Origin of the sequence: Xanthomonas sp. WHRI 10207 (genome assembly GCF_040202975.1) — a bacterium.
Taxonomy (GTDB): domain Bacteria; phylum Pseudomonadota; class Gammaproteobacteria; order Xanthomonadales; family Xanthomonadaceae; genus Xanthomonas.
The window spans coordinates 868044-880819 of record NZ_JBEGDX010000002.1 but is presented as its reverse complement, the minus strand read 5'-3'; the positions used below and the strand labels follow the sequence as shown (position 1 = coordinate 880819).

At 54.4% G+C, this 12776-nt stretch carries 10 protein-coding genes; 6 read left to right on the top strand and 4 right to left on the bottom strand.

Features of this window, described 5'->3' with window-relative positions; translation table 11 throughout:
* Positions 1-38 precede the first annotated feature (38 nt).
* From ABQU90_RS09375 to ABQU90_RS09365, 3 genes are all read left to right on the top strand, one after another.
* Positions 39-689, top strand: a complete 651-nt coding sequence (locus ABQU90_RS09375) for a hypothetical protein (protein ID WP_323522306.1) — start codon at positions 39-41, stop codon at positions 687-689.
* A gap of 159 nt (positions 690-848) precedes the next feature.
* Positions 849-1082 carry a hypothetical protein gene (locus ABQU90_RS09370; protein WP_057672860.1) on the top strand — a complete coding sequence of 78 codons (234 nt, stop codon included), beginning with the start codon at positions 849-851 and terminating at the stop codon, positions 1080-1082.
* A 93-nt stretch (positions 1083-1175) separates the two neighbouring features.
* A complete protein-coding gene (locus ABQU90_RS09365) occupies positions 1176-2243 on the top strand; it encodes an ankyrin repeat domain-containing protein (protein WP_323522307.1) in 1068 nt (355 codons plus the stop codon).
* Positions 2244-2297: 54 nt separating this feature from the next.
* Here the strand turns inward: ABQU90_RS09365 and ABQU90_RS09360 are convergent, their stop codons facing one another.
* Genes ABQU90_RS09360 through ABQU90_RS09345 form a run of 4 tightly spaced genes read right to left on the bottom strand, consistent with a single transcriptional unit; the run spans position 2298 to position 9237 of the window.
* Positions 2298-3029: a hypothetical protein gene (locus tag ABQU90_RS09360; protein WP_323522308.1), complete on the bottom strand. Its 732-nt coding sequence runs from the start codon at positions 3027-3029 to the stop codon at positions 2298-2300.
* A gap of 14 nt (positions 3030-3043) precedes the next feature.
* Positions 3044-5242 carry a DEAD/DEAH box helicase gene (locus ABQU90_RS09355; RefSeq protein WP_323522309.1) on the bottom strand — a complete coding sequence of 733 codons (2199 nt, stop codon included), beginning with the start codon at positions 5240-5242 and terminating at the stop codon, positions 3044-3046.
* A gap of 3 nt (positions 5243-5245) precedes the next feature.
* Positions 5246-6544, bottom strand: coding sequence for an ATP-binding protein (locus tag ABQU90_RS09350; RefSeq protein WP_323522310.1), 1299 nt, complete (start codon positions 6542-6544; stop codon positions 5246-5248).
* Positions 6541-9237, bottom strand: coding sequence for a tellurite resistance TerB family protein (locus tag ABQU90_RS09345; RefSeq protein ID WP_349780879.1), 2697 nt, complete (start codon positions 9235-9237; stop codon positions 6541-6543). The genes ABQU90_RS09350 and ABQU90_RS09345 overlap by 4 nt, the downstream gene beginning before the upstream one ends.
* Before the next feature lie 701 nt (positions 9238-9938).
* Between ABQU90_RS09345 and ABQU90_RS09340 the strand changes: the two genes are divergently transcribed.
* The 3 genes from ABQU90_RS09340 (at position 9939) to ABQU90_RS09330 (ending at position 12747) form a co-directional block, all read left to right on the top strand.
* A complete protein-coding gene (locus ABQU90_RS09340) occupies positions 9939-10238 on the top strand; it encodes a hypothetical protein (RefSeq protein ID WP_323522312.1) in 300 nt (99 codons plus the stop codon).
* A 44-nt stretch (positions 10239-10282) separates the two neighbouring features.
* Positions 10283-10711: a hypothetical protein gene (locus ABQU90_RS09335; RefSeq protein ID WP_323522313.1), complete on the top strand. Its 429-nt coding sequence runs from the start codon at positions 10283-10285 to the stop codon at positions 10709-10711.
* A 1181-nt stretch (positions 10712-11892) separates the two neighbouring features.
* Positions 11893-12747 (top strand): hypothetical protein, encoded by an 855-nt coding sequence (locus tag ABQU90_RS09330; RefSeq protein ID WP_323522314.1) that lies wholly within the window; start codon positions 11893-11895, stop codon positions 12745-12747.
* Positions 12748-12776 lie beyond the last annotated feature (29 nt).

Here is a 12776-nt window from a genome sequence, read left to right as displayed (position 1 = left end):
AGTTGCTTGCAGTGAGACTTGAACGAAGGACGGTTTGGATGACCAATATCAGCAAGGCGGAAAGTTTCGAAGACGGATTTTTCCGTGCAGCACTTGAAGTCATCGCGACGAGTGATGAGCGCAAGGCCATCATCGATTCAAGAGACTTCGTCAGTCTACGAAAGATACTTGATCAATCCCCGGGCACAACGCGCTTCACGCAAGCCATGGCGGAGTTCTACCTCGGCATCCCGAGACGCCAATTCGACCAATTCAAGCGTGAGCACGGCAATCCGTTTCTGATCGGCAAGAGCACGCCACGCTCGATTGCTAAGGTAGAACTCTTGACGTGGTATGCCCAAGTCACCAAAGCTCAAGAACAGATCCGAGAACCGATTTCGGGCAACTTCGGTCGAACGCGGAAGGGCATCCCCTTCATTGTGATCCGCGCGTCGGCCGGCAAGATCAAGAGCGTGATCTCACATGCGGGCATCACGGTGCTCGACATGAGTGTGATCGAAGAAGCTTTCCAGCAAGGCGCAACGATCTTGGCCCTGACCATCGATCAAGCCTTGGCGCTGCCTTGGCGGTCAAATGCCGAGAAAAAGCATTGGCGAAATGCCTACCGCTCTCATCTGATGACGGTCTATGCATCCAAGATGGCATGGCTGGATCGCCAAGAGTTAGAAGAAGACACGAAGCCCGTTTAGCGCCTACGTATTGGCTGCCTGGTGCATCCAGGCGCTGGCGTTATCGGCGGCGGATGAATGGATGTTCAGGGATCTTGGCGATTTCGTCCTTTAGCGATGCGGCTGCGATGCATAGATTGCGTTCCGAAGCTTGGCACGTCGCCAAGCACGGAGAGCAAGATGAAATACACCATCGAGATCAACGGCACCGTCCAAGTCGTCCACTGGGCAACGATTGAAGCGAATTCGCCCCAAGAAGCACTTTCCAAGTGCGATATCGATGCGGTGGCCGAGAGTGACTTCGAGTTCGAACAATGGGTCAGTGACCTTGCGATCGAACGTATCGAGGACGAAGCCGGCACGCTCATTGCGTGTGACTACGAGGACCATGTTCCTGACATCGACGATTTGTGAGTTCAGTTTCGGCCTATCTAATCGATGGGTGCCATCACGCGTTGATCTTGACGAAAGGCGTGATGGCCTTAGATTGAATGGAAAGGAGACGAAATGGAACAGGCAATTAGAAAGAGTATTAGACAGGCAGTGAAGCGGGGAAGCGAGGCATATGTGCAGTCGCTTTGTCAGGCTCAGGGTGACATCGATGCTGCAGCACGCTACGCCATTGATGTGGCGATCACGAGCGGCAAAGAAAGCTTGGTTGATCAACTGGTGCCACTATTGTCGAAGTCTTTTGCGGTCTATCCGCTTGATGTGGCTGTCAAGGCGGGTTCGGTGCGGGCAGTTGAGCAGCTCATGGCGTTTTGCGAGGCTGAGGATGACGAAGCCCTCGTGCTTGCTGCCAGGCACGGGCACACCGAGTGCGTCAAACGCCTGCTCAAAGAGTGCAGCCCTCTGCAACACGACTCACTTGCGCTGTATGAGGCAGCACGTCATGGTCATGCGGATGTGGTCTTTCAATTGGTCCTGTTCTCAGATGCCAAGGCGCAGGGCAGTCGAGCGCTGATCGCGGCTTGTCGGGAAGGCCACTTGGAAGCGGTCAAGCATTTGTTGCCTTTTTCATCGAAGATCCAATGTGCGCTGCATGGCTTGGCAGCGGCAGCCGAGAACAACCATGCCGAGGTCGTTGAGTTCTTGATCGAAGCTGGTCTTCCTGATCCCGAGGACACCTACGCATTAGGACTTAACGTCGCTGCTGCCAAAGGACATGCAACGTTGGTGGGGAGTCTGCTTTGGGCGATCGTCAGAACAGGCCATGCGCCACGCGACTTTGGCGAGAAAGCACTGTTCGCTGCAGCAACGAAGGGCGATGCAGGAATGGTCAAGTCACTCTTGGAGTTCGCCCATAAGACCGCTTATCCGGAGGCAGGCTTGTTTGCTGCACTCCAAAATGGCCATGATGAAGTGGCGGATGTTCTGGTTCGCCGAGTGAACTTAGATCACGTGCGGGACCTGATCACAGACGAAGCGATTGAAGCGAAGCTTGATGAGGCGATTGCCAGAGTTGATACAGCCAAGCAGCGCAGAGAGCTTCAATCCAACGAGCGCAAAAGGGTGGCGCAGAGTGATACGGCAGGGCCGGTGATGATGGACTCATCTCGTAGCGCGCGCTTGTAAGCGGATGTTGTCGAAATAAGACCCGATGTCGCCAGCATCTTCATGCCTCTGCTTCTAAGGACTTACTCTTCGTATCTCCCAATCGCCACGCGATAGGGTTCGGACCTGATGGAGGTCAGTGTCGTAGATGGCGATCAGTTCAGAGCTGCTGGCAATAATGTGACCTCGCACCTTGCGCTCACCCTTTTCCCAGAGTTCTGAATCGCTTGTCGACACTGGGCCGAGGAGGCGTTGCCTCTCTTTGGTTGCTTTCTCTTTCCCGGCTCTCTCTCCGACCAAGCCTGGCATGATTGCAACAAGCAGGCCAACCAAGTAAAGCATCACCCCTAAATAAACGACAGATGCGGCCATGCCGGCTGAGGACACGATGCCGCTTAGCCATGGCCGTTCCCGAATGAATAAAGTGATGCGATTGTTGATTGCTGGTCTGGTAGGTAGACGGTAGAGCCAGATCGCGAACCAGAGCATGAGAAAAAACGTGATCGGAACGCGCCACGGGACAGATCGGAGAATGCCAACGCCTTGAAGCACAATGGCATAGTATCCATTCACAATTTTCCAATCGGTAGATTGCGGGAAGAGATCAGCTTGAACACCCCAGGCATCGAGATAGGTGGTGTATGCGACATGACCGCATCCGTGAAGCACGATTCCAGCTAGCGTTGTCATGGCAGCGAGGCTGCCGACGAAACGAGTGATGGACCACGATTGCTTAGATAGCAACTTGCCTTGCTCTTCTTGTCGCGGGATACGACGCTTTGATCGGACAATCTGGATATGGCGCATGGTTCTCGTAGTCGTCAATTGCTGGACAAGAAGGTTTTCCGTAGCCAATCGATTGCTTCATCGAGATCGAGGTTCGAGCTGGCATAGGACACTTGAAGCAAGTGAGGCGACAGCAAACTGTCCCATTTTTGGCTGGCCAGATTTTTCGCACCTGCCAATAGCACTTCAATGGATGGGGTTGGTGCAGCGGCAATCGCCTTGAGCGCTGTCTCGATGTTCTCAAGGGCATTCGGACCCCGCGTGATCTCGACCCCCAGTCTGCTACCCTGAGCCTTGAAGTTCCTGGCATTGAGCAAGCAAGCGATTGCATCGTTGGCCGCATCGCCCAGCCAAGTGAGAAGCAGGATGTCGCTTCCCCTATCCAGAAAGAATTGATCATCCAAGCTGTGTTGCTGGTAGCTGGTCCGTCCTTCGTCGATGAAGCGCTGCGCACACGCATCCACAAACGTCGGCGTCAGTGTTCCCTTATAGATCGCTCGCATAGTTTGACGCACTTTGGTATGCACGCGTCCGCCGCCGCCGCTGAACAACGGTGGCGCGCCACTCTTGGTGGCAGACACGTAGATCGTCTTCTGGCCTTCGTCGATTTGCTCGACCAGCCAGGTGCGCCCGCCAAACAAGATACGCTGGCCGGTCGTGAGCATCTGGGAAATGGGCAGAGTGCCAAGCGGTTTGCCAGCAGCGACAATCCGGAATTCCTCGTCGACTGTGAACGCTGCATAGAACGAGTAGTGGTTGACGATCCGGTCGCCGACAGATCCGTGCAACAAGAGCCCAGATCCATCTTGAATCAAGATGTCGTGCTGCCCCAAATGGCGCAACAGCTCGACAAACGCATCACGAGACACTTGATTGAAAGGGGCACTGGGGGCGCACAGCAACTGGAATGCCTGAGGTGCAGTCAGGCCGCCATACTGCGCAATGGCGGAAAGGAGCTGCTGGATGAAGGTGGAAAGATGCGCGCCTTTGACCACAGGCGGCTCATACCATTTTTCGGTGAGCAGCATGACCACGGCCAAAGTCTGGAAGGTGTCGAGCCTCAGGCGTGTTCGAAGATCCGCTTGCGAGTCGATGGCGTCTTCAATCACATAGCCGCGCAAGATCGCAGCTTCACCTTTGCGTCTTCCGGATCTGCCCATGCGTTGACGAAGACTGGCAACGGTAGGGGGCGTGCCAATCTGGGCAACGCTCTTGACCGCGCCGATATCGATGCCGAGTTCCAATGTGTTGGTGCATACGGCAGTCGCTGGCTGATCCTTTTGTTTGAGCGCAGCCTCAGTGTCGTAACGGATTTCTTTGGAAAGACTGCCATGGTGCGGCCAGAACTCGCGCGAAACGCCGCCTTTCTCGCAAAGCTCATTGAGCAGGTGTGTATAGCGCTCGACCTCACGGCGGCTGTTGGGAAAGACCAGATTGTTGCTACCGCGAATGGTTTTGAACAAATGCTCGGCCACAGCCAATGGTGCTAGTTCTTGCTTCTCCTTCTTGTCATCACCTTCGCCCTTTTGAGGAACAGGTTCTTCAAAGCCCTTGATGATAAGGAGAAGTTCTGGCGCATCGGAAGGGGCGTCGACAATCGCAGCGGTGCCCGCTGGACGCAGGAAGCGCGCCGCAGCCTGCATGTCACCCAGTGTTGCCGATAGCCCAATGCGAGGCGCCTTGCGTCCAACGACGGTATCGATCCGGTGCAGCAAGGATTGAAGTTGCTTGCCGCGCTCGCTGCCGATGAAGGCATGCAGCTCATCGATCACAAAGTAGGCAAGGTGCTTGAAGATGCCGGCAACCGAGGTGCCTCGATTGCATAGCATCGCTTCCAGCGACTCTGGTGTGATCAGAACGACGCCATGTGGTTTCTTGAAGAAGCGTTGTTTGCTTGTGCTGCTGATGTCGCCATGCCACGGCCACACCGGAATGTCGAGGTCTTCGCACAACCGCTCCAATCGACCGAACTGATCATTGATCAAGGCCTTCAAGGGGCTGATGTAAACGATCAAACCTGCTGGAGTTTGCTGTTCGAGATAGGTCAGCGCTGGGAGGAAGGCCGCTTCCGTCTTGCCCGAGGCGGTGCTAGCAGCCACGATCACATCTTGATCGGCAGGCAGGATCAGTGGGATGGCCATTTCCTGCACATCCCGCAAGGCTTCCCATTGCTCTGCCCACAAGTAGCGCTGGATGCCTGGCGAAAGAAGCGAGAAGGCGCTTGACTGGCTCATCGATCAGAGCTTGAACGAAGCCAATTCATCGTCGCCTTGAACCGCAAGATCTTCGTTGCCACCATGGTCTTCTTTAACCTCAACCTCGCCGATCAACGTTTGCCAGGCCGTGCCAGGGTTTTGCTCCAAGACCGCTAACAGATTGATGAAAGCCGTGATCGTGGTGCGAGGCGTGCGGAAGAAGCTGTCACCAATCCGATTAGCGCAGTGCTCCATGAATTGCTGGATCGCTTCGTCAGGCAGCAAATACTTGTCCGCATCGCCGCTTGCGTAGACATGACGGATCTTGGTCAAAAGCACATAGAAGTCTTCCGCAGTGAGGCTCGAAAGTCGCACCACAGGTCCGGAGAAGTCGACTAGCCCTTCCTTGGCAAAGGTGTTTTGGGCCAAGCGACTTTGAAGCGCTTGGTAGCTGTAAACACCGCGCCGGGGATCCATCAAGAATTCAGGCGTGCCACCCAACACGAAGCCAAGACCCACTGCCGTGCCTTGGAAGGAGTCATTGAGCATGCGCAAGATCTGCTCGTAGTTCGAGTTGCGCGCTTGGGCATTAGCAAGCTTATAGAGATTGACGAGCTCGTCCAGGCAAACCAGAAGGCCGCTAAAGCCGGCCAGTCGCACAAAGCGCCCCATCAGTTTGAGCTGATCGTAGACCGAGGCATCATCGACAATCGAGCGCACACCCAGCGCAGCTTTGGCGTCGGTCTTGGTGGAGAACTCGCCACGTAGCCAGCGAATGGCATCGGATTTGAGTTGCTCATTGCCTTGTTCAAAGCCCTTGCAATAAGCCGCAATGACATCAGCGAAGTCATAGCCGTTAACGAGTTCCGTCAGCTGCTCAAGCTTGGCGCGGATGACTTGTTCGGTGGGAACATCCTTTGCTTTGGCTTCGGTCTTGGCGGTCGCGATGAATTTCTCAACGACCCCTGGCAGCGCGCCACCGTCCGGCTTGGTGCGCGTGGCCAAGTTGCGCATCAGCTCTGCGTAAAGCGAACGGGCCTGGCCACCGGAGGCATGCAAGCGCCGATCGGGATTGAGGTCAGCGCTGGCGACGACGAGCTTGCGCTCCATCGCGATGGCACGCACGAGGTTGAGGAAGAAGGTCTTGCCAGCACCGTATTCGCCAACGACCAGTCGGAACGAGGAGCCGCCATCGGCCAAGCGATCAATGTCGCTGACCAACGTTTCGACTTCGCGAATGCGCCCAACCTGGATCAGGTGCTGGCCCGCACGAGGCACGACACCTGCACGCAATGACTGGATGACCGCATCACGATCCTTGGCACGAATAGGGTTGCTCATTGCTCTATTTTCTCGATGAACTCTGGGTTGATCTCCACCGGATCGTCTCCTTCAGAGAATGGGATGTCATAAGCATCAAACGATGCATCATTGATGTGTTCAAGTGCGCCGTCGAGCATCAGCTCCAGATCCGAAGCGCCATCTTCCAGTTCGGAGCGCGTCCAGTTGGGTCGGGAGAGCATGAGGCGCAGCAGTGCGCTATGCGCTTCATCCAAACCCAACAGGCCAGGAGTAGAAGCAGCTTCTTGACTGGGGAGCGGCAGTGCTTGGGGCTCGATGATGGGCTCAGGCACATCCTCGGTAAAGATGCCAGCCAAGAGGGCAGAGACCTTGGCGGTATCGTGTTGGAGTTCGGCAATACGTTTGGGGTCCAGGCGAAACTGCTTTGCTGGCTCTACCTTGGTGGTGCTTCTTCCCGCGCTCACGGCATGGACGTCACTAAAGACACGCTTGGTCTCCACGCCGAGCGTCTTGTAAACCTTCTCCAAGAAGCGCATTTCGTCTGGCGAGACCGTACCGTCGCTTTGCGCAAGGCTTGCCATTGAGGCTGCGATTGTTTCCTTGGTGGGTTGATCCAATGGATCAAGCTTTTTCTTGAGCGAGGCCAGAGTGATTGGTGCTTGGCTCAGCCACACAAGATGCGCACGAAGGCGCTTGTGGTCGGCGGGACTGAGGTGACTCCATGCATCAATCTCTCGGCCAAGATGTTCGATTTCGTGTGCACTGAAATCGCCATCGGCTTGTGCAACCGTGGAAGCAAGTTGCAAGGTCAACAGTGCGATTTGATACGCGCTGCTTTGGGCTTGATGGGTTTGGCCGGGCAACAACGCGAAGAGGACCACAGGATCAGCATCGCCAGGCGCCCGCGCGCCTTCGAGCACGTTGGGTTCCATTCCGATGTGAGCTGCCTCAAGCGTCCTGGCAAGGTCTCGGATCTTTTCTCGGTTGAGCGATGCTCCACCATTGCCGAAGCGATCGGCAAGCTCGCTCAGGGGCAGGGTGATCGCACGACCTTGAACCTCGTCCACCAGCAATTGGAGCGCTGCTTTGCGCGGGGCAGGCCAAATGCTGGTTGGCAGGTGTAGCAAGCCATCCAGCGTATTCCGAGCGTCGGGGTTCTTGTTGATAAGGCGACTCAGCGGGCCGAGTTCATCCGTGCATTGCTGGACGATTTCGTTGAGCTTCTTGATGGGCCCGGTGAGCGCTGTGACATCGGGTGTCTCGCCAAACGTCTTGGGCTTGAAGCTGGTGCCATAAAAAGCAGGAGAAAAGGTCTGCCTCGAAAATTTAAGCTTGGTGCGGTTCTTGGGCAGGACCAACCCCGCGTCAAAAAGCTCCCGGTAGCGCTCAACGAAGAGCTGATCGAATTCTTCAGCGCAGCGGACAGTAGGAGTGCGCATGGAGACTTCTGGGCTGAGGCGCGCCCAGGCAAGGGCCAAGGGTGCGGGAACCGGGGCACGATCCAAGGAGCATTGACCCAAGGCTAGGCGGAGGTAAAACGGAAGCTCATGGGTGCGCTGAAAGCGGGGAAGCGGCTTGGTGTAAAGTTTGTCCTCAATGTCATCGAGTTCCATCCAGTCGAGCAAGCTGTTGGTGTAGCTTCGAATTCGTCCATCGGCTTTGCCGTAAACGGCATCGAGCTGCCTGAGCGTTGCTTTGATGACCGGCCAGTCCTGCTTCGAATCGGGCTCTCTGACGCCATCGAGCACAACCCGCCTTTCGAGGCCATACAGGAACCGGAGCACATATGTGCTGTTGCATTCGGGATCGGATCGATCAGAAGCCAGCCAATTGATGTAAGCGCGGCGTTCAGTGGCAGATAGGTCAGCGTAGCTTCCCCAATAGCCACTTGGCTCGCGATAGTCGCCAGTTGCTGCAACAGAAAGGCGGCCATTGACCAAGCTCGGTTCGTCTCCGCCTGTTGGCGTAGCGAGATTGATCCCCGCGTAGAACAGCCCACCTGAGATTTCTACCTCACGAATTTCGATGATCTCGCCCGGCTGCACCCAACGCGTCTTCTCCCAGCCCGCAGGAGGCTTGGGCACCAAGAATTCTTTGGCGGGTGCACTGCCGGCGATGCTGGTGCGATGAAGTTCGTCCGTGGCGTTCGCCGGTTCCGTGCGGGAGGCCGCAGGCAACGGTGGCTGAATGGATGACACCTGTGTCTCGCTCGTCGGAATGGGAGTAGGCGGCAATGCAGGTGGCAGTGTTGGGATCGTCTCAACTCTTTCAGCAGTTGGCGTTGGCTGGCTTGCAATCGGCACGATCCCGCGTTGATCTTCGAGTTCGGCGCCGGCCGTAGGTTGAGCCTGCCGAGGTATGGCCGCTTTAGCAGCGACTGCACGCATGGCGTCGAGAAGATTGCTGTTCAGTTGCTGCGGCGATGACGGGGCTTCCGTAGGTGCCGAGGCGATGGTTTGCGCGTCTGGTGTCTTGGTTGTTCCTAGATCGCTTGGACTAGGCGAAGCAGTTGGGCGTGGGCGGCTCGGGGTGGGCACGATGATGCGCGGAGCGTCTGATGCGGCGTCAATGGCAGAGTTCGCTTGCCGACTGATTGATGGTTGCTCAGCCACAGCGCGCATTGCTTCAAGCAAATTGCCGTTGGGCTGCTGAGGGACGGGACGATCTTGAGGATTTCCGGTGGCGCTCGGTTCCAGTGCGGCACGTGTGCTTGACAGAATGATCGGAGACATTTCCGCCTGCCCGGGAGGGGCAGGAGTCGGTGGTGCTACTGGTGTCGTCGGGCCGTGCTCGGCAATGTGCGCCATCGCGGTCCGCAAGTTCCCAGGGCGGTCCTTTGCAGCAAGAGCTGGGTTCTGTGGAGGCGCCACCTGAGAAGGGGGAACTGATTGGCTCAACGCTGCAGTCGGTTCCGCAACGCGCTCGCTGGCAACCCGGTTACTCTGCGAGGGCGATGGAGCGATCGGTGGTTGAGCGGCCTCTAGCATGGAAGACAGGATCTTCCGATTGGCGCTGGCGGGAGCCGGCGCTGTAGAGCTGCGAGGTTTGCTTGGAGTTGACTTCAACCCAGTAAGTTCGGCGAGCGTCGGCTCACGCACAATGGGGGCAAGCGGCTTCTTTTGGGCCTGCCACTTCACGAAGAGGTAGAGCCCGAAAGCGACCACAACAGTAATGCCGAGGGCAATCCACACCTGTCTCGGCACCATCGCGATGATCGCCAAGGCGATCACGATCACGGTGAGGCCTGAGCCTTGTTTCTTTCTGCGTCTCGTCACGTGGCCCCCTGCCTCTAGCACTCCTCTTAGGGATGTTAACCGGACATCATGCTAGATGGATATGAACTTTTGGCTCAGTTAGAAGATGGGTATACGAAGGTCATAGCAAAATATATGCTCAAGCTTGGGTAGGTCGAAATCGGTCCAAAGGAGCTTCGATGATTGATCTTGATGAGGTTAGAGCTTTACTTGACGAGTGGAACGCTGAAGCCAAAGAGCGAGTTGCTAAAGAAAGGATCAGCGGAGGAGTTAGTGATCTCGATTTTCTAATAAAGAATGACATCCGTGAAAGGCATCGGCGAGAGCTGATTTCCATGGATGATGCGCTTGAGTCCTTAGAGGTAGAGATGAATTCAATTTCCGAGGATGAGTTTGCTCCGGAGGAAAAGGAATATGATGTAGGTCTTGCTGAGAAGATTACAGAGTTGCGCGAAGAAATTTGGTTGATAATTAAATAGTTCGGCCGCCCTTTTTTGAACACTCCGACAAAGAATTGATTCACATGCCAAATTCAGAGGTGATAGAAAAATATCTTCTGGCGCTGTATCGCGCCATAAGAAAATTTGCCAGCCGCTCCCGTCTAACGGCAGCAAGGCGGCTATTTTTTATAGCGCTGGCTGGTGTAGCAGTAGCCATAATTTCAGTGTTTTCGTTTAACGGTTTGATTTGGTATGTCGATCAGGAGTCTGCTCAGCCAAACAAGGTCTATGCCAGTAAGATGGAGAAGTCGAGAATTGACCGGGCTATAGATGCGGTAAGTATTTGTTCAAAAGAAAAAGAGAAGAAAAGTGTGAATGCGAATTTTTATTGCAACGAGGCAGTGTGGCGTTATAAGAATGTCATGGGGCGTTACGAAAGTTCGGAGCGAGTAATTGAGCTTGTGAAAAATAAAGCATATGAGGCGTTGCAGTTAGATATGACAGCATCTTGAAGATGTGGAGGCTGCAGCGTTGAGAGATGCTGAAAACTTTCTGGAAAAGGTATTTGCGGAATTTAGTGCGAATCAATGGCAAATTTTTGTTGCTTCTCTGATTTTACTGGTCCATTTGATGGCTAGTTGGGCTATGTATAAGAAAAGGTTGGGTGGATTTTGATGCTTGTTCTGATTTGTCTTAGTTGTTATTCTAATTTTTAGATCCGCCACGGATTTTATGGAAATTAACAGCCGTGGCTAATGCGGTGACTCAGTGCGTGGCTAATTTTGTATTCTTAGCATGTTATCGATACATAATTGGCAGGTTGCGATTACATTGCCTTTTTATTTATTGGTAATATAATAAAACAGACGATGCGGTGCATTGAGGGTTGTTAAGCAGTTCGTTGAAGTTCGTGACGTAGCGACTGTTTTATTAGTGCCTGCAAGCTGAGGTGGCTAGTATATAAATTCTTGAAATAATCATCGGTAAAAGCTTCTTTAGAAAGATGAATGTTGCAGGACGGTGCGTAACGCGCAAAACTTATGCGAGTTAACTTGCTAGTGCCGTCTTTTTAGGGTTATGATGTGATCAAGGGGTCCTTAGCCCCCTACCTTCTTGGTGCCAAACGCGGCGCATAGGGAGGCGCAGTTCGAGTCCCAGTTTGGGTTGCAGACTTCCCTGGTGGTCAAAGCATCTGTCATCACTAAGGAGCTGAATATGACTTCAAACACACACATTGAATACGTTGTTCCACACGCTGTAGACGAAGGATGCATGGGTGCTCGTAAGAGTGCCGAAGTGGTCTTGAATGGGCAGCAAGCTAGGGTAAGGAGCGAGACGCATGGATTGCGCCTCGGTTTGTCCATTCGCGGGTGGTTCAAGAGTGCACTGTGGTCTGGTTGGTTGGTGGCGTGCCTCTCGCGGAGCCCAGTTGGGGAAGAGCTACAACCCAAGTTGAAGGACGAATGCGCTTAACTTTGACGATCGTGACCAAGGGGAGGCTAGAAGGTTCGAGTCCTTCTCTCCGCGCCAATTTATTGGACGTTGCTTTACATTTGTGGCGTCCGTTTGTCTCTACGCGACTGAGCACTGAGGCCAAAAGTGTCAGCCTGACTATTAAGGCAGTGTAGTAAGCCCGGCGCGGCACGCTGCCGGGCTTCCAAGTAAACGCGGCACCCATCCAAGGCAGGTTGACGTGCAAAGCAATTTCTCGCAAATCACTCCGTTCAGCGATTATTTGTTCCTCCGTGAGTATTTGATTGATGGAGGCACCATCGAGCATGCGCTAAAAATTGTGGATCAGGTATCACGAGACTCGCAGGCCAGTGGTCTGTCCGACCCAGTGGCGCTGGCGCATGTCTCCGATGAAGCAGCGATACTGCACTACTGCATGTCGGCTATCGACTATCACTCGCTCGACGCCCAGCTGGCAGTCATTCGCGATGACTATAAGAGTAAATACACGTCTGCTTGGCAAACGTGTTCCCGTGTCAAGGACTGGGCGAATTTAGTGGTGGGCGCTTTTGCGCAGCTTGAGCGTTCCTGCGTGTATGACCAGACAAGTAAGCTGCTGCTTAATCGGACTGGGATACCTCGCTTTAGGTTTGGCGATGCGTTTCGCTGGCTGACTCAACTGCAGAAGTTGCTTGAAGTCATGGAAGATGAAAGCGATTTCCGTGCGACGTCGCAGCGATGCTTAGCTATCGCTCAGTTGCTAAATAAGAACTTGCTTGAGGCGTCCGTTCGAGCACACTCGATGATCGAGAGGACCTATAAGGATGTGCCAGTCGTGCAGGAACTCAACAGCTATGAGGTCGCCGCAGGCAAGTTCGCTGACTACTTGCAGGCGCTCAAAGAAATTGACGAGATTCCGTTGAGAGGGATCGATGAAGCTACGGAAGAGTTAGCTTCCTGGTGTAATTACTTGGATGGCTATCACGCACGCTTCAAGGCCATCCTTGACCGAGCCTATGAAGGCTATATTCCATGCCTTATTGCGCGCGCAAGCTTCTGGGACGAGCACGTGCTGCCAAAGCTCGAAAGTGCCTAATCTCACTTTCTTGCGGCATCAATTTTGCT